The sequence below is a fragment of the Enterobacter soli ATCC BAA-2102 genome (genome assembly GCF_001654845.1).
Taxonomy (GTDB): Bacteria; Pseudomonadota; Gammaproteobacteria; order Enterobacterales; family Enterobacteriaceae; genus Enterobacter; species Enterobacter soli.
Genome location: NZ_LXES01000038.1, coordinates 1 through 17,065 on the forward strand (window position 1 = coordinate 1; position 17,065 = coordinate 17,065).

General features: G+C 56.1%; 14 protein-coding genes. 8 read left to right on the forward strand and 6 right to left on the reverse strand.

The features are described from left to right. Positions 1-324: 324 nt before the first annotated feature. Entirely contained in the window at positions 325-2,757 is a 2,433-nt protein-coding gene (locus M987_RS12575; protein WP_014069479.1) for a formate C-acetyltransferase/glycerol dehydratase family glycyl radical enzyme, read from the reverse strand. Positions 2,758-2,761: 4 nt separating this feature from the next. Further along, positions 2,762-3,661, reverse strand: coding sequence for a glycyl-radical enzyme activating protein (locus tag M987_RS12580; RefSeq protein ID WP_014069480.1), 900 nt, complete (start codon positions 3,659-3,661; stop codon positions 2,762-2,764). 128 nt (positions 3,662-3,789) lie between these two features. On the opposite strand from M987_RS12580, the gene fsa reads away from it, so the two are divergent. Then, positions 3,790-4,452 (forward strand): fructose-6-phosphate aldolase, encoded by a 663-nt coding sequence (gene fsa / locus M987_RS12585; RefSeq protein WP_014069481.1) that lies wholly within the window; start codon positions 3,790-3,792, stop codon positions 4,450-4,452. Positions 4,453-4,541: 89 nt separating this feature from the next. Here the strand turns inward: fsa and moeB are convergent, their stop codons facing one another. Both moeB and moeA read right to left on the reverse strand, forming a co-directional pair. Beyond that, entirely contained in the window at positions 4,542-5,294 is a 753-nt protein-coding gene (gene moeB, locus M987_RS12590) for a molybdopterin-synthase adenylyltransferase MoeB (protein ID WP_014069482.1), read from the reverse strand. A 2-nt stretch (positions 5,295-5,296) separates the two neighbouring features. After that, positions 5,297-6,529, reverse strand: coding sequence for a molybdopterin molybdotransferase MoeA (gene moeA / locus M987_RS12595; protein WP_014069483.1), 1,233 nt, complete (start codon positions 6,527-6,529; stop codon positions 5,297-5,299). 189 nt (positions 6,530-6,718) lie between these two features. Between moeA and iaaA the strand changes: the two genes are divergently transcribed. The 5 genes from iaaA to gsiD are packed head-to-tail and all read left to right on the forward strand — an operon-like array spanning position 6,719 to position 12,983. Next, complete coding sequence (iaaA, locus tag M987_RS12600) at positions 6,719-7,657, forward strand: beta-aspartyl-peptidase (protein ID WP_014069484.1); 939 nt, start codon at positions 6,719-6,721, stop codon at positions 7,655-7,657. Positions 7,658-7,668: 11 nt separating this feature from the next. Next, the gene (gene gsiA / locus M987_RS12605; RefSeq protein WP_014069485.1) at positions 7,669-9,540 is read left to right on the forward strand and encodes a glutathione ABC transporter ATP-binding protein GsiA; all 1,872 of its coding nucleotides are present in this window, start codon (positions 7,669-7,671) and stop codon (positions 9,538-9,540) included. Between the two features lie 23 nt (positions 9,541-9,563). Then, complete coding sequence (gsiB, locus tag M987_RS12610) at positions 9,564-11,102, forward strand: glutathione ABC transporter substrate-binding protein GsiB (RefSeq protein WP_014069486.1); 1,539 nt, start codon at positions 9,564-9,566, stop codon at positions 11,100-11,102. Positions 11,103-11,149: 47 nt separating this feature from the next. Then, the gene (gene gsiC, locus M987_RS12615) at positions 11,150-12,070 is read left to right on the forward strand and encodes a glutathione ABC transporter permease GsiC (protein WP_014069487.1); all 921 of its coding nucleotides are present in this window, start codon (positions 11,150-11,152) and stop codon (positions 12,068-12,070) included. A 1-nt stretch (position 12,071) separates the two neighbouring features. Further along, positions 12,072-12,983, forward strand: coding sequence for a glutathione ABC transporter permease GsiD (gsiD, locus tag M987_RS12620; RefSeq protein WP_014069488.1), 912 nt, complete (start codon positions 12,072-12,074; stop codon positions 12,981-12,983). Between the two features lie 125 nt (positions 12,984-13,108). Here the strand turns inward: gsiD and rimO are convergent, their stop codons facing one another. Continuing rightward, a complete protein-coding gene (rimO, locus tag M987_RS12625) occupies positions 13,109-14,434 on the reverse strand; it encodes a 30S ribosomal protein S12 methylthiotransferase RimO (protein WP_014069489.1) in 1,326 nt (441 codons plus the stop codon). A 216-nt stretch (positions 14,435-14,650) separates the two neighbouring features. On the opposite strand from rimO, the gene bssR reads away from it, so the two are divergent. Beyond that, entirely contained in the window at positions 14,651-15,034 is a 384-nt protein-coding gene (bssR, locus tag M987_RS12630; RefSeq protein WP_014069490.1) for a biofilm formation regulator BssR, read from the forward strand. 107 nt (positions 15,035-15,141) lie between these two features. Continuing rightward, on the forward strand, positions 15,142-16,260 hold the full coding sequence (locus M987_RS12635) for a PQQ-dependent sugar dehydrogenase (protein WP_014069491.1): 1,119 nt from the start codon (positions 15,142-15,144) through the stop codon (positions 16,258-16,260). Here the strand turns inward: M987_RS12635 and M987_RS12640 are convergent, their stop codons facing one another. Further along, positions 16,261-16,887: a glutathione S-transferase family protein gene (locus M987_RS12640; RefSeq protein WP_014069492.1), complete on the reverse strand. Its 627-nt coding sequence runs from the start codon at positions 16,885-16,887 to the stop codon at positions 16,261-16,263. Positions 16,888-17,065: the final 178 nt, after the last annotated feature.

Consider the following 17,065-nt stretch of genomic DNA (forward strand, 5'->3'; position numbering starts at 1 on the left):
TTTCCGGCCGCAGAGAAGACTGAGGGTACCGCGAAGCGGCGATTTTCTTTGCCGGGGAGACGGGATTGTTAAGGGGGCGCGATAGCCCCCTTAACACGTTCACCGCAGCGGATTATGGTGGTAGCAGGAAAGTCTGAGTGAACGGAACAATGCCACTAAAATAACAGAGTGGCTTCATACCACTGAACTGACTGGCATTATAACAAGGTTGTCGTTTTTAATGTTTTCTCCCTCTCCCCGTGGGAGAGGGCCGGGGTGAGGGCATCAGCGTGCGCCTTTCCCCCTCACCCTAACCCTCTCCCTCAAGGGAGAGGGGATGGAGCGTTAAAGCGTATGTTCCGTACGCGCAATAATATCGTCCTGCGCATCCGGCGACAGGGCGGTAAAGAACGCCGAGTAACCTGCGACACGCACCACCAGGTCGCGGTACTGGTCAGGGTGTTTCTTCGCTTCCATCAGCGTCTCGCGCGACACGATGTTGTACTGAATATGCCAGCCTTTATGCACCTCGAAGAAGGTACGCAGCAGCACCATCAGCTTCTGGCGGTCGCTATCGTTTTCCAGCGTTGCCGGGTTCAGCTTCTGGTTTAACAACACCCCGCCCAGAATCGCCTCGGTCGGCAGCTTGCCGACGGAACCAATCACTGCCGTTGGGCCAAGATGGTCAGTGCCGGACGCCGGGCTTGCGCCTTCCGCCAGTGGCGTATGCGCTTTACGGCCATCCGGGGTTGCCATCGTTGCAGCACCGAACGGTACGTTAGCCGAAATGGAAGATGTCCCGGCGTAATAGTTACCGCCAATTGGGCCGCGGCCGTAGCGCGGGTTGTGGTACTGCTTAAGTTCCGCAATATAGGTTTCATACGCGCGGGTTAACAGTAAATCGACGCTGTCATCGTCGTTACCGTATTTCGGCGCACCGTTGATCAGGCGCTGGCGAAGCTGCTCATGGGTTAAACCTTCGTAATCGTCTGCAAGTGCTGCCGCCAACTGCTGCTGACCGATAACACCCTGCTCGAAGACCAGCTTTTTAACGGCTGACAGGCTGTTGCCGAGGTTGGCAATACCGACCTGTAGACCGGAAACCCAGTCGTACTTCGCGCCGCCTTGCTTAATGCTCTTCGCACGCTCGATACAGTCATCCACCAGGGCAGAGCAGAGAATATCGTGGACGTTCTCCTCAAGCATAGTGTCTACCACATACTCAATCTCGATGGATTTACGGGTGTAGTAACGGATCTGGGTATCCCAGGCCGCCATGACTTCGTCGAAGTTGTTGAAGTTACCGGCGGAAAGCGCTTTTTCCTGCGGCAGGAATACTTTACCGCTGGTGGCATCACGACCGCCTTCCAGCGCGGCCAGCATCACGCGCGCAAAGTTAATAAAGCTCATCCCGGTACAGCGATAGCCCCATTTGCCACCGACGGCGGTTTCGATACAGCCAATCGCCGCATAATCGTAGGCATCGTCTTTTTCAACGCCGAGTTTGATGAACTCCGGGATCACGATTTCATCGTTGTTAAAGGCCGGCATCCCGAAACCACAGCGGATCACCTGCACGCAGGCGTCGAGGAAATCGTTGCTCATCCCCGCATGGTAACGCACGCTCAGGTTTGGCTGAGTAGAGCGCAGACGGCCGCAGGATTCGAGAATCGCGTAAGAGAGCGGGTTCACCGCATCCATCGGCTCGCCGTTCACCAGTTTTTGACCGCCAATGGTGACGTTCTGGTACAGCGGGCTGCCCGCAGATGCTTTCGAGTGCGAGCCAGAGCGGATCTTGTTCACTTCCAGCAGCTTCAGCCAGCAGCTGTGCAGCAGTTCAATGGCATGTTCGCGATCGAGAAACTGGCTCAGTTCGACATCGCGGCGATAGTAAGGGTAGAGATACTGGTCCATACGGGCAAACGACACGGAGTGGCCGTTGGACTCAATTTGCAGGATAAGCTGGATGAAATAGCACAGTTGCAGCGCCTGCCAGAAGGTTTTTGGCGGTTCGTGGGCAATCACATCACAGTTTTCAGCCATCGCCAGCAGTTCGTCACGGCGGCTTTCACGGGTTTCGGTTGAGGCCATTTCACGTGCCAGCGCGGCAAAACGTTCAATGTGCAGGCTAACCGCTTCCAGCACAATATCAATCGCTTTCAGGAACTGATCGCCGTGCAGATCGTCCAGCACGGTCAGGTTGATGCGGGAGCGGCGTTCGGCAACTTTGGCACGCATCCCGTCCAGGCCTTTCTCCAGCACCAGCGGGAAGTTCACGGCCAGGTGTGCGTCACCGGATGTCATATTGCCTTCTGCTTTGATGATGCCGGTTTCCAGCAAGCCTTTTTGCTCGTCGGTGAACATGCCGTAGCAGCGATCCTGCACCGTCTGTCCACGCCACCACGGGCAAATTTCATGCAGCACGCGTTTGTTCTCTTCGCTTACCGCAAAACCTGCCCCTGGGCGATCTGCCAGGTCATCAATCTCTTTTTCAATCCAGGAAACGGTGTATTCCGGGAAGATGGGCGCCGCGCGGACTTCGCTTGCCTGGTTACCGATGATCAGCTCATCGTGTTTGATCCAGATGGTGCGTTGCGCCAGGTGATGCGCCAGCGCCAGCGCACGACGTACCGGGATCGGCTTGTCCATGTGCTGCTGATACATTTCGGTGTAGTGCTGTGCGCGCTCGGTACAGACCGGTGGCTTAACGATGTGCACCAGTGCCGTTTTGTGTGCCTTAATACGGTCGCTGAGGGTGTTGAGATTCAGGGTAGTCATAAGTTTATCCTCGTAAGGTCGCGGTTAACCCTTTCCGGCAGGCATACTGTTGCGCGAAATCCAGCAGCGCAGGGTTATCCAGCGGTTTATCAGGGGCAGAGTAGGGTTGGCTGAGCAGGGTGTATTTGTTCATACCCAGCGTGTGATACGGCAGAAAATGAATATCGCGGACGTTCAGTTCATCGGCAGCGAAATTAGTGATCGCGGTGATGGAGGCCTCATCGGCGTTAAAACCCTGGATCAGCGGCACGCGAATGGTGAGCTGTTTTCCGGCGGCGGCAAGACGCTTAAGGTTATCCAGCACGCGTTTGGCCGAGCCGTCCGTCCACTGTTTGAAGACCTCGCCATCGACGTGCTTCAGGTCAGCCAGGAACAGATCGACATAGGGTAATGATGGCTCAATGTAGTGCCACGGCACGTGAAGACAGGTTTCAACCGCGGTATGAATTCCCTGGTCGTGGCTGGCTTTAAATAAATCGTGCGCCAGATCCGGGTTCATAAAGGGTTCGCCGCCAGAGAGCGTGATCCCGCCGCCGCTGCGGTCATAAAACGGTTTATCGCGCAACACGGTCGCCATAATCTCTTCGACCTGCTGCTCTTCACCGCAGACGGTGAGAGCCTGAGTGGGGCAGCAGTCGGTGAGGGCGTCCAGCGTTTCTTCGTTCAGTTTTTCACGATGGATGAGTAGGCCATTTAATGCCCGCTCAATATACCCCGGGGCAGCCTGCTGACACAGGTCGCAGCCGTCCAGGCACAGGCGAGCGTCAAACAGCACGTCCCGGGTACGGGAGCGGCTTTCCGGGTTCTGACACCAACGGCAGCCCAGGGAACAGCCTTTCAGGAACACCACGGTACGAATACCTGGGCCATCGTGGGTAGAATAACGCTGTATATTGAAGATCATTATTTCGCCTCTCATCTTGCATATGAAGATTAAATTACTTTCGAATGAAAGTTATCTTGATGCAGGTCAACTCTTGAGCGGGTTTTGCCGTGATAGGGTAAATGCAGGCTAATTTTGAGGGTTACATCATGGAACTTTATCTCGACACATCCGACGTTGCGGCAGTCAAAAAACTGGCCCGCATCTTCCCGCTGGCTGGTGTAACCACCAACCCGAGCATTGTTGCGGCAGGTAAAACACCGCTGGATGTGTTACTGCCCGAGTTGCACGACGCGCTGGGTGGCAAAGGCCGCCTGTTTGCACAGGTGATGGCGACCACCGCAGAAGGCATGGTGGAAGATGCGCGTAAGCTGCGCGCCATTATCAATGACCTGGTGGTGAAAGTGCCGGTGACGGCAGAAGGGCTGGCGGCAATCAAAATGCTGAAAGCGGAAGGTATTCCAACGCTTGGCACGGCGGTTTACGGTGCCGCGCAGGGGATGCTGTCCGCGCTGGCGGGGGCTGAGTATGTCGCACCATACGTTAACCGGGTGGATGCGCAGGGCGGGGACGGTATCCAGACCGTTGTGGAATTGCAGCAGTTGCTGTCGCTTCATGCTCCGCAGTCCAAAGTGCTGGCCGCCAGTTTCAAAACGCCGCGTCAGGCCCTGGATTGCCTGCTGGCGGGCTGCGAGTCAATTACGCTGCCGCTGGATGTGGCGCAGCAGTTTATTACCTCACCTGCTGTGGATGCGGCGATTGTGAAGTTTGAGCAGGACTGGCAGGGGGCGTTTGGACGGACGTCTATCTGACGGGTGCGGCCTGATGCCCTCACCCCAACCCTCTCCCACAGGGAGAGGGAGCAAATACTAAAACGGCAACCTGAAGGTTGCTGTTTGCTTTAACCTCCGCAAACCTCACACCCCGGATTACGCATCAGCTTCATCTCACGGAACTGGCAGGTCATCGCGTCATACATCACGATTTTGCCTGCCGCGGGTGTGCCGTAACGGGTCAGTACCTTGATCGCTTCCATCGCCTGCATAGAGCCAATCACCCCCACTAACGGAGCCATCACTCCCGCCTCAACACAGGTCAGCGCATTCTCACCAAACAAGCGGCTCAGGCAGCGGTAGCAGGGCTCGCCTTCGACGTAAGTAAATACACTGATTTGCCCTTCCATACGGATTGCTGCCCCGGAAACCAGCGGCGTTTTATGGGCAAAACAGCCCGCATTGAGCTGATTACGAATCGTCACGTTATCGGTGCAGTCCAGCACCAGGTCATGCCGGGCGATTTGCGCGAACAGCGCGTCCTCATCCAGCATGGCGTTAATAAGGGTGAACTGAACGTTGGGATTGATGCGCGTCAGTGCCGTTTTTGCTGACTCGACTTTGGCTTCGCCGAGCGTGGCATCGCTGTGCAGCGTCTGGCGTTGCAGATTCGACAGCGACACGGTGTCAAAATCCAGCAGCGTCATGTTGCCGACACCTGCCGCAGCCAGGTACTGCGCGGCGGCACAGCCCAGGCCACCCAGCCCTACCACCAGCACACTGGCGGCTTTAAGTGCTTCCTGGCCGTCGAAGTCAAAACCGCGCAGCACAATCTGACGGTTATAGCGCAGCATCTCCTGATCGCTCAGTTCTACCGTCATGATTAGCCCCCAAACAGGTGATTAAAGGTTTCCACCTCAACCCATTCGCCCGCTTCTACATGACCGCGTTCGCGCTCGAGCACGATAAAGCAGTTGCCCTGGCTGAATGAGCTGAAAATATGCGAACCCTGATGCCCCGTGGTGCTGACTTCCAGCTCGCCATCGGCGTTGCGCGCCAGAATACCGCGCTGGAAATCAAGACGACCCGGTGACTTCTTCAGACGGGTTGCCGCCCGCACGCGCAGGCGTTGCGGAAGCGGGCTGGCGTTATTGCCAGACAGTTTTGCCAGCAGCGGCTGCACCAGCTGATAGAAGGTCAGGGCGGCGGATACCGGGTTGCCAGGCAGGCCGCAGAACCAGCTGTGATCCAGCTTGCCAAAGGCGAACGGTTTCCCGGGTTTAATAGCCAGTTTCCAGAAGCCAATTTCACCCAGCTCTTCAAGAATGGTTTTGGTGTAATCCGCTTCGCCAACAGACACGCCGCCGGAACTTATCACCACATCCGCGCATTTATCCGCCTCAATAAAGGCAGCGCGCAGCTTTTCGGGATCGTCAGGAATAATGCCCAGGTTGACCACTTCACAGCCAAGCTGTTCCAGCATCAGGTGCACCGCCAGGCGGTTGGTGTCGTAAATCTGCCCCTCTTGCAGCGGCTGACCCGGCAGTTGCAGCTCATCACCGGTAGAGAAGACCGCAACGCGCACGCGACGGATAACGTCGATATCGGCGATACCCAGAGACGCCAGCACCGGCAGCTCTGCCACCGTCAGTTTTTGCCCGGCGCTGAATACGGTCGCACCAAGCGTAATATCTTCACCCGTGCGACGGATGTTCTGGCCTGCCTTGACGCTGGCGGTAAAACGCACGCCGTCGTCGGTTTGTTCGGTTTCTTCCTGCATCACCACGGCATCGCAACCGGCTGGCACTGGCGCGCCGGTCATGATCCGGATGCAGCTACCGGCAGGCCACTCACCGTTAAACGGCTGGCCCGCAAAGGCTTTACCTGCCACAGGCAGCGCCAGACCCGTCTGGATATCCGCCAGGCGTACCGCGTAACCGTCCATCGCGGAGTTATCGAATCCCGGCACATTGAGCGGAGAAACGATATCACGCGCCGCAATGCGCCCGAAACAGCGTACTAAGGGCAGCGTTTCGTGGTCTTGCAGCGGGGAAATGCGGTCGAGCATCTGGGTCAGTGCCGTGTCGAGCGGCATCAGTCCGGCGGTAAAATCCATGGGTGGCTCCTGCGGAGTAACAACGAAAGCGCTCATTATGGCAGAAAAGTGCCACTAACTGTATGACCCGATGGGTGTACCCTTTACATCACCGTGGCGTCTTTCTATATTCAAAAATTATCTGAAGAATCAGCAACGATAATGATATTTATAGAAAAAGCCGCTGGTCAGGCGGATGGGTGATGCGAAATGGTTAATGCGGTAATCGCAATTCATGGCGGCGCTGGGGCAATCACCCGTGCGCAGCTCAGTCCCGAGCAGGAAAAACGTTATATCGACGCGCTTTATAATATTGTGGAAACAGGGCAGCGAATGCTGGAAGCGGGCGAGAGCGCGCTGGATGTCGTGACCGAAGCCGTTCGTCTGCTGGAGGAGTGTCCGCTGTTTAATGCCGGGATTGGTTCGGTGTTTACCCGCGACGAAACGCACGAGCTTGATGCCTGTGTGATGGACGGCATCACCCTTAAAGCCGGTGCGGTTGCCGGGGTAAGCCATCTGCGTAACCCTGTTCTGGCGGCGCGTCTGGTGATGGAAAACAGCCCTCATGTCCTGCTGACAGGCGCAGGGGCGGAACAATTTGCCGTTGAGCACGGGATGGAATCGGTATCTCCCGACCTGTTTTCGACTCCGGAACGCTATCAGCAGTTACTGGATGCCCGTTCAGAGGGGATTACACAGCTTGACCATACCGCGCCGCTGGATGAGAACAGCAAAATGGGTACGGTGGGTGCGGTTGCGCTGGATAAAGCCGGCAACCTCGCTGCCGCAACGTCTACCGGCGGCATGACGAACAAGCTGCCAGGGCGGGTAGGCGACAGCCCACTGCCCGGGGCGGGATGCTATGCCAATAACGCCACAGCGGCGGTCTCCTGTACCGGAACCGGCGAGGTGTTTATTCGCGCGCTGGCAGCGTATGACATTACCGCGCTGATGGATTACGGCGGTTTGAGTCTGGCGGAAGCCTGTGAGCGAGTGGTGATGGAAAAACTCCCGGCGCTGGGCGGCGTGGGCGGGGTAATCGCTGTGGATCATGAGGGAAACGTGGCGTTGCCCTTTAACAGCGAAGGCATGTACCGCGCCTGGGGTTATGCCGGAGATGCGCCCAGTACGGGGATTTATCGTGAATAAGGGGGTTATGCGTGCCGCACAGTGAAAAGCTGGACAGCCGTGAGGTTCTGGCGGTTCAACAACTGAATATTGCGTTTCAGGAAGAGCGGCAGTTCATCCCCGCAGTAAAAAATCTGTCGTTTTCGCTTAATCGTGGCGAAACGCTGGCGATTGTTGGCGAGTCTGGTTCAGGTAAGTCGGTCACGGCGCTGTCATTAATGCGCCTGCTCGAACAGTCGGGTGGAAAGGTGGAGTGCGACACGATGCTGCTGCGTCGTCGCAATCGCCAGGTGATTGATTTAACCAAACTGAGTTCATCGCAAATGCAGGGGGTACGCGGCGCGGATATTGCGATGATTTTCCAGGAGCCTATGACCTCCCTGAACCCGGTTTTCCCGGTAGGTGAACAGATTGCAGAGTCTATCCGCCTGCATCAGGGCTTAAGCGGCGATGAAGCGCTGGCTGAAGCAAAACGAATGCTGGAACAAGTGCGTATTCCTGAAGCGCAGGCCATTTTGTCGCGCTATCCGCATCAGCTTTCAGGCGGAATGCGCCAGCGCGTGATGATTGCGATGGCGCTGTCGTGCCGCCCGGCGGTGCTGATCGCCGACGAGCCGACCACCGCGCTGGATGTGACGATTCAGGCCCAGATCCTGCAACTGATTAAAGTGCTGCAACAGGAAATGGAAATGGGGGTGATTTTTATCACCCATGACATGGGCGTTGTGGCGGATGTTGCCGATCGTGTGCTGGTGATGCACCAGGGCATTGCCGTTGAAATGGGCAGTGTCGAGCAGATATTCCATGCCCCGGAACATCCCTATACCAAAGCATTACTGGCTGCTGTGCCGCGTCTGGGCGCAATGAACGGCAGCGCGTTACCGCGGCGTTTTCCGTTGATTTCACCGGGTGATAACGGGCAACAGGAAGCTGAAACAGAACAGGACACGGTTGTGCCGGGTCAACCTGTGTTGCAGGTGCGTAATCTTGTGACCCGCTTCCCGTTGCGCAGTGGGCTGTTTAATCGCGTGAAGCGGGAAGTTCATGCCGTAGAGAACGTCAGTTTTGATCTCTGGCCGGGTGAAACGCTGGCGCTGGTTGGGGAGTCGGGTTGCGGTAAGTCTACCACCGGGCGGGCGCTACTGCGGCTGGTGGAGTCTCAGGAAGGGAGTATCACCTTTAACGGGGAACGTATTGATACCCTGCCTTCCAGCAAGCTCCAGCCGCTGCGTCGGGATATTCAGTTTATTTTCCAGGATCCCTACGCCTCGCTCGACCCGCGTCATACGGTTGGCTATTCAATAATGGAGCCGTTGCGGGTGCATAACCTGCTCGACGGTGAGGCGGCCCAGCGGCGGGTGGCCTGGTTACTGGAACGTGTTGGATTACTGCCTGAACACGCCTGGCGGTATCCGCATGAGTTTTCCGGTGGTCAGCGACAGCGAATCTGTATTGCACGCGCGCTGGCGCTGAATCCGAAAGTGGTGATTGCCGATGAGTCGGTGTCGGCGCTGGATGTCTCTATTCGCGCGCAAATCATTAACTTATTGCTCGATTTACAGCGGGATATGGGCATCGCGTTTTTGTTTATCTCGCACGATATGGCCGTTGTTGAGCGCATCAGCCACCGGGTCGCGGTGATGTTACAGGGGCAGATTGTTGAGATTGGCCCCCGTCAGGCGGTATTTGAAAACCCGCAGCATCCCTATACCCGTAAGCTGATGGCGGCTGTACCGGTTGCTGATCCTGCCCATCGCCACGCCCAGCGCGTGCTGTTGCAGGATGAGATGCCGGGTAATATTCGTAAACCGGGCGAATCGGTGGAGCGCGTGACGCTTCGCGAAGTCAGTCCAGGTCATTTTGTGGCACCTCCGCGTCAGGACAATGCATTCTCGCGGTTATAACTTACAACAGGCAGGAGAACACAATGGTTAAATTTGTTGCTCGTACATGGCTGTTAGCCGCGAGCGTGACGGCAGCCCTGGCCGCAGCCCCCGCGTTCGCTGCCAAAGATGTGGTTGTTGCGGTCGGCTCCAATTTCACGACCCTGGACCCCTATGACGCCAACGATACCTTGTCGCAGGCGGTTGCCAAATCCTTCTATCAGGGCCTTTTTGGCCTCGATAAAGAGATGAAGCTGAAAAACGTGCTGGCCGAAAGCTACACCGTATCGGACAACGGGCTGGTATATACCATTAAGCTTAAAAGCGGCGTGAAGTTCCAGGATGGCACCGATTTCAATGCTGAAGCCGTCAAAGTTAACCTCGATCGCGCCAGTAATCCGGAAAATAGCCTCAAACGCTATAACCTGTTTAAAACTATCGCCAGCACTGAGGTCGTTGATCCTTCAACGGTGAAAATCACCCTGAAAGAGCCGTTCTCCGCGTTTATCAACATTCTGGCGCATCCGGCAACGGCGATGATCTCCCCGGCTGCGCTGAAAAAATACGGCAAAGAGATTGGCTTCCATCCTGTGGGTACCGGGCCGTATGAACTGGTCACCTGGAATCAGACCGATTTTGTGAAGGTGAAAAAATTCGACGGTTACTGGCAGAAGGGCTTACCGAAGCTCGACACCATCACCTGGCGTCCTGTGGTTGATAACAATACCCGTGCAGCGATGCTGCAAACGGGCGAAGCGCAGTTTGCCTTCCCAATCCCTTACGAGCAGGCGGCAATCCTTGCGAAAAACAGCAAGCTTGAGCTGGTGGCCAGCCCGTCTATCATGCAGCGCTACATCAGCATGAACGTCACGCAAAAACCGTTTGATAACCCGAAAGTGCGTGAAGCCATTAACTACGCGATTAACCGCCAGGCGCTGGTGAAAGTGGCGTTTGCCGGTTATGCAACCCCTGCAACCGGCGTGCTGCCGCCAGCCATTGCTTATTCGCAAAGCTACCAGCCGTGGCCGTACGATCCGGCCAAAGCGCGCGAGCTGCTGAAAGAAGCGGGTTATCCGAATGGCTTTAGCACTACGCTGTGGTCGTCGCATAATCACAGTACCGCGCAAAAAGTGTTGCAGTTCACCCAGCAGCAGCTGGCGCAGGTGGGGATCAAAGCGCAGGTCACGGCGATGGATGCCGGGCAGCGTGCCGCCGAAGTGGAAGGTAAAGGGCAGAAAGAGAGCGGTGTGAGAATGTTCTACACCGGCTGGACGGCATCAACCGGCGAAGCAGACTGGGCGCTATCGCCGCTGTTTGCCTCACAGAACTGGCCGCCGACGCTATTTAACACCGCGTTCTACACTAATCCGCAGGTGGACAAAGACCTGGCGGATGCCCTGAAAACCACAAAACCAGAAGAGAAAGCTCGTCTCTACAAAGATGCTCAGGACGTTATCTGGAAAGAGTCTCCGTGGGTACCGCTGGTGGTGGAAAAACTGGTTTCGGCGCATAACAAAGCGCTGACCGGGTTCTACATCATGCCTGATACGGGCTTCAGTTTTGATGACGCTGATTTGAAATAAAAGACTCATTCCCGCAGGCGACGGCCTGTGGGATGAGAGGGAAAGGCATGTTGAATTATGTATTTAAACGCCTGCTGGGGCTTATCCCGACGCTGCTGATTGTGGCGGTGCTGGTGTTTTTGTTCGTCCATATGCTGCCGGGCGATCCGGCGCGGTTAATCGCCGGGCCAGAAGCGGATGCGTCAGTGATTGAGCTGGTACGCAAACAGCTGGGGCTCGATCAGCCGTTGTACAAGCAGTTCCTGCACTATATCGGCAACGTGTTGCAGGGCGATTTTGGCATGTCGATGGTGTCGCGCCGTCCGGTATCGGAAGAGATTGCCAGCCGCTTTATGCCGACGTTCTGGCTGACTATCGCCAGTATGACCTGGGCAGTGCTGTTTGGCCTGGTGGCCGGAATTGTCGCGGCCGTGTGGCGCAACCGCTGGCCGGATAAACTGGGTATGGCGCTGGCCGTGACGGGGATCTCCTTCCCGGCGTTTGCCCTCGGGATGCTGCTGATGCAGGTCTTCTCCGTTGAGCTTGGCTGGCTGCCGACCGTTGGGGCGGATACCTGGAAACACTACATTCTGCCTTCGCTCACGCTGGGGGCTGCCGTGGCTGCGGTGATGGCGCGGTTTACGCGCGCGTCGTTTGTCGATGTGTTGAGCGAAGACTATATCCGCACCGCGCGGGCGAAAGGGGTGAGCGAGAAGTGGGTCATCCTCAAGCATGGTTTTCGTAATGCGATGATCCCGGTGGTCACGATGATGGGGCTTCAGTTCGGCTTTTTGCTGGGTGGCTCGATTGTGGTGGAAAAGGTATTCAACTGGCCAGGGCTAGGGCGCTTGCTGGTTGATTCCGTAGACATGCGCGACTACCCGGTTATTCAGGCAGAAGTGCTGCTGTTTTCGCTGGAGTTTATTCTTATCAACTTAGTGGTGGATGTGCTCTACGCCGCCATTAACCCGGCTATCAGGTATAAGTAAGATGCGATTGTTGAACTGGCGTCGTCAGGCCGTTTTGAACGCCATGCCGGGGTTAAAGCCGGACCATATCAGAACCCCGTGGCTGGAGTTCTGGCGGCGATTTCGCCGCCAGCCAGTGGCCATGACGGCAGGGTTATTTGTATTGCTGCTGATTGTGGTGGCGATCCTCGCCCCGTGGATAGCCCCCTTTGATGCGGAAAACTACTTCGATTACGATCGCCTGAATGACGGGCCGTCGATGCTGCACTGGTTTGGCGTGGATTCGCTCGGGCGTGATATTTTTAGCCGCGTGCTGGTGGGGGCGCGTATCTCACTGGCGGCCGGGGTGTTTGCCGTGTTGATAGGCGCAGCCATCGGCACGGTGCTCGGTCTGCTGGCGGGGTACTACGAAGGCTGGTGGGACAGAGTCATCATGCGCATTTGCGATGTGTTATTCGCGTTTCCAGGCATCCTGCTGGCCATCGCCGTCGTGGCGATTATGGGGAGCGGTATGGCGAACGTGATTATCGCCGTCGCGGTCTTTTCTATCCCCGCGTTTGCCCGCCTGGTTCGCGGGAATACGCTGGTGCTTAAGCAGCAAACCTTCATTGAGTCGGCGCGCAGTATGGGGGCCAGCGATACCACCATTCTGTTCAGCCATATTCTACCGGGTACGGTGTCATCCATCGTGGTCTATTTCACGATGCGTATTGGCGTGTCAATTATCTCTGCGGCAAGCCTCTCGTTTTTGGGGCTAGGGGCGCAGCCGCCAACACCGGAATGGGGAGCAATGCTCAACGAGGCGAGGGCGGATATGGTAATAGCGCCGCACGTGGCGATATTCCCGAGTCTGGCGATTTTCCTGACCGTGCTGGCGTTTAACCTGCTGGGTGATGGGTTGCGCGATGCGCTGGATCCGCGGATTAAGGGGTAGGTTTTTGCGGGCACCGCACCCCTCACCCCGGCCCTCTCCCCAAAGGGGCGAGGGTGAAAAACCGCACCGAGCAGTTCCCTCTCCCCTGTGGGGAGAGGGTTAGGGTGAGGGGGGGGGGAAGCTAATTAAACCCGGCTACCCCACAGGTCATACTCGTCCGCGTTTTCGACTTTCACACGCACGATATCACCCGGTTTCACGTTGGTTTCACCGTTCAGGTATACCGCGCCGTCGATTTCCGGGGCGTCTGCCATGCTGCGGCCGATAGCACCTTCTTCGTCAACTTCATCGATAATGACCAGAACTTCGCGGCCCACTTTTTCCTGCAAGCGTTCAGCAGAGATCTGCTGTTGCAGCTGCATAAAGCGGTTCCAGCGCTCTTCTTTCACTTCTTCCGGCACCTGATCGGCCAGTTCGTTTGCCGTCGCGCCTTCTACCGGGCTGTATTTGAAGCAGCCTACGCGGTCCAGACGCGCTTCTTTCAGGAAGTCGAGCAGCATCTGGAAATCTTCTTCCGTCTCACCCGGGAAGCCAACGATAAAGGTTGAACGCAGGGTCAGGTCCGGGCAGATTTCACGCCACTGTTTGATGCGCGCCAGCTGGCGGTCAACAGAGCCTGGGCGTTTCATCAGCTTAAGGATACGCGGGCTGGCATGCTGAAGCGGGATATCCAGGTATGGCAGGATCTTGCCTTCAGCCATCAGTGGGATCACGTCGTCAACGTGCGGGTAAGGGTAGACGTAGTGCAGACGCGTCCAGATCCCCAGTTTAGAAAGCTGTTCGCACAGGCCAACCATGCTGGTTTTCACCGGCTCGCCGTTGTGGAAGCCGGAACGGTGCTTCACGTCAACGCCGTAAGCAGAGGTATCCTGAGAGATCACCAGCAGCTCTTTCACGCCAGCATCGGCCAGACGCTTGGCTTCCGCCAGCACTTCGCCAATTGGGCGGCTCACCAGGTCACCACGCATAGACGGGATGATGCAGAAGGTGCAGCGATGGTTGCAGCCTTCAGAAATTTTCAGGTACGCATAGTGGCGCGGAGTCAGCTTTACACCCTGCTCTGGCACCAGGCTCAGGAACGGGTTGTGCTTTGGTTTTGGCACATAGTGGTGCACGTGCTCCAGCACTTGCTCGTAGCTGTGAGGGCCGGTGATCTCCAGCACTTTCGGGTGCACTTCGCGGATTTGATCCACTTTGGCGCCCAGACAGCCGGTCACGATCACTTTGCCGTTTTCAGTCAGGGCTTCACCGATGGCTTCCAGAGACTCCTGAACCGCGCTGTCGATAAAACCACAGGTATTTACGATCACCATATCGGCGTTGTCGTAGCTTGGCACCACGTCATAGCCTTCGGTGCGAAGTTCGGTCAGGATACGTTCAGAATCCACCAGGTTTTTCGGGCAGCCCAGGGAGACGAAGCCGATTTTCGGCTGGTGCGTAACATTGCTCATAGGTTAAAAATTCATCAATTATGGAGTTATCAGGGCGGGATTTTACAGCGTTCCGCGGGGGATTTATACACTCTTTGCAAGCGGGGTGCGTCGGTCAAAAGTTGTAACATTGTAAATGATGTTAATCAGTTATGTTTTATTGATCTGAGGCAGTAAATTGTACAAAAAATGTACTTATTCTGAAGGTGCACAAAGGCTGACAGAGGAGGAAATAGCATGTCCGTTGACAGACTGAAACGCGATCTGCTGAACAAGCTGATCAACGCCCGAATCGATCTTGCGGCATACCTGCAACTGAGGAAGGCGAAAGGGTATATGTCAGTCAGCGAAAGCGAACATCTGCGTGATAATTTCTTTGAACTTTGCAACTTCATGCGTGAAAAAGCACCCATTCTGAAAGCGGAGTACGCTGAAAGTGAGCTGTTGGCTCTGCGTCGTGCCGCCGAGGTGCTCTCCATCGCAGGGGTATGTCTGATGACCGGACACCATGACTGCCCAACGTTTATTGCCGTCAACGCGGAGAAGCTCGAACACTGCCTGACTACGATCTCTCTTTGCATCATGTGCCTGAACGAGCACGCCCAGCTCGAACAGCACTAAGCCCTGGGGGAGGCAACTCCCCCATCTGATTAAGCTTTTGTAAAAGTGATAACGCGCGCGGGCTGAGTAGCTAACCTTTATGCCATCTGCTGATAAAGGAGCGCGTTATGCATCGATCCTCGCTGATTTTCCTGCCTGCATTGTTATTTCCCGTTTCTCTGCTTGCCGCACCCGATGCGGTGAAGGTCGAAGTGTTGCAAAACAGGCTCGATCACCCCTGGTCGCTGGCATTTTTACCTGACAACAATGGCCTGCTGGTGACCTTACGTGGCGGCCAGCTCAGGCACTGGCAGGCGGGGAAGGGGCTTTCCGATCCGATTATTGGCGTCCCTAAGGTGTGGGCGAGTGGGCAAGGTGGCTTGCTGGATGCGGTGCTGGCACCTGATTTCGCGCAATCGCGGCGGGTCTGGCTAAGCTATGCCGAGGTGGGCCATGACGGGAAAGCAGGTACCGCGGTGGGGTATGGCCGCCTGAGCGATGATGTATCGCGGATTGAAGGGTTCCAGGTGGTATTCCGTCAGATGCCAAAACTCTCGACGGGGAATCATTTCGGTGGACGGCTGGTGTTCGACGGCAAGGGATATCTGTTTATTGGCCTTGGCGAAAACAATCAGCGCCCGACCGCGCAGGAACTGGACAAGCTTCAGGGGAAAGTGGTGCGTCTGACCCAGGACGGGAAAGTCCCGCCAGATAATCCATTTGTGAATACCCCCGGTGCGCGGCCTGAAATCTGGTCTTACGGCATTCGTAACCCGCAGGGCATGGCGATGAATCCCTGGAGCAACACGCTGTGGCTTAATGAACATGGCCCGCGCGGCGGAGATGAAATCAATATCCCGGAAAAAGGGAAAAACTACGGCTGGCCGCTGGCGACATACGGTATCAACTACAGCGGCCTGAAGATCCCGGAATCACAAGGCGAACAGGTTAAAGGCACCGAGCCACCGTTGTTTTACTGGAAAGTTTCTCCCGCCGTGAGTGGGATGGCATTCTACAACAGCGATGTATACCCGCAGTGGAAGAACAAGCTGTTTATTGGTGCGTTAAAGGAAAAGGCGGTGATTGTGCTGAGCGTTAAAGGCAATAGCGTGACCGAGGATGGTCGCATTCTGGAGGACAGAGGGCAGCGTATTCGCGATGTCCGCGTGGGGCCAGACGGGGCGCTGTATGTTCTGACGGACGAATCGGACGGGCAACTGCTGAAAGTCAGCCCGTCCGGGGGATAATCAGGTGACTGGCGTCATGACTGCATGTTGGTAGGCCGGGCGTTCGCTGAGCTGTTTGATCCAGCGTTCAAGGTGAGGACGTGGCGTCCACTTCAGCCCCATGTTGGTCAGATTCCAGACAAAGGGTGCCACGGCAATATCGCCCACGCCGAACGCGTCACCCGAGAACCATTTATGTTTCGCCAGTTCATCGTCCATTAACGCAAACAGCGTTTCACAGGCGTCCTGCGCGGCGTGAATGGCCGGGTAATCTCGTTCTGCTTCCGGGGTTCTGATAAGCCCCATCAGGATAACCCGGTGAGTTGGAGAGAGCGTCTGGTTTGCCCAGTCCATCCATTTTTCACCCTGGGCGCGTTTTGCCGGGCTTTCCACCCACAGGCGGCTCTGACCGTACTGGGCGGCAAGGTAACGCACGATGGTATTGGATTCCCAGAGCGTAAGGTCCGTTTCATCATCACGCAGCAGTGGCACCAGGCCGTTCGGGTTCATGGCCAGGTATTCGGCCTCTTTGTTCACCCCATACTGCAAACCCGCCATAATCTGCTTAAACGGTAAATCCAGCTCTTCCAGCGTCCAGAGGACTTTCTTAACGTTGGTTGAGTTGTTCCTGCCCCACAGCGTAATCATATTAACTCCCGAAATAGTCAAACAACCTGAGATGTGAATCAGAGCCAGCAATTCGACATGGTGAGATAAACCTAACAATTACGCAACAGAAGACAAAAAAATCGCGCTGATCAAAGCGTATCTGGATGTTATTGCATAAACTTTAAAAACTTTACCTGGTTTAGGTTTCTTTAACAGA

What these genes read in the sequence shown, in the direction of transcription:
- bssR (WP_014069490.1), top strand. Translation starts at nt 14,651, where the DNA reads ATGTCCGTTGACAGACTGAAACGCGATCTGCTGAACAAGCTGATCAAC.
- gsiC (WP_014069487.1), top strand. Translation starts at nt 11,150, where the DNA reads ATGTTGAATTATGTATTTAAACGCCTGCTGGGGCTTATCCCGACGCTG.
- fsa (WP_014069481.1), top strand. Translation starts at nt 3,790, where the DNA reads ATGGAACTTTATCTCGACACATCCGACGTTGCGGCAGTCAAAAAACTG.
- moeB (WP_014069482.1), bottom strand. Translation starts at nt 5,294, where the DNA reads ATGACGGTAGAACTGAGCGATCAGGAGATGCTGCGCTATAACCGTCAG.
- moeA (WP_014069483.1), bottom strand. Translation starts at nt 6,529, where the DNA reads ATGGATTTTACCGCCGGACTGATGCCGCTCGACACGGCACTGACCCAG.
- iaaA (WP_014069484.1), top strand. Translation starts at nt 6,719, where the DNA reads ATGGTTAATGCGGTAATCGCAATTCATGGCGGCGCTGGGGCAATCACC.
- gsiB (WP_014069486.1), top strand. Translation starts at nt 9,564, where the DNA reads ATGGTTAAATTTGTTGCTCGTACATGGCTGTTAGCCGCGAGCGTGACG.
- M987_RS12635 (WP_014069491.1), top strand. Translation starts at nt 15,142, where the DNA reads ATGCATCGATCCTCGCTGATTTTCCTGCCTGCATTGTTATTTCCCGTT.
- M987_RS12640 (WP_014069492.1), bottom strand. Translation starts at nt 16,887, where the DNA reads ATGATTACGCTGTGGGGCAGGAACAACTCAACCAACGTTAAGAAAGTC.
- M987_RS12580 (WP_014069480.1), bottom strand. Translation starts at nt 3,661, where the DNA reads ATGATCTTCAATATACAGCGTTATTCTACCCACGATGGCCCAGGTATT.
- gsiD (WP_014069488.1), top strand. Translation starts at nt 12,072, where the DNA reads ATGCGATTGTTGAACTGGCGTCGTCAGGCCGTTTTGAACGCCATGCCG.
- M987_RS12575 (WP_014069479.1), bottom strand. Translation starts at nt 2,757, where the DNA reads ATGACTACCCTGAATCTCAACACCCTCAGCGACCGTATTAAGGCACAC.
- rimO (WP_014069489.1), bottom strand. Translation starts at nt 14,434, where the DNA reads ATGAGCAATGTTACGCACCAGCCGAAAATCGGCTTCGTCTCCCTGGGC.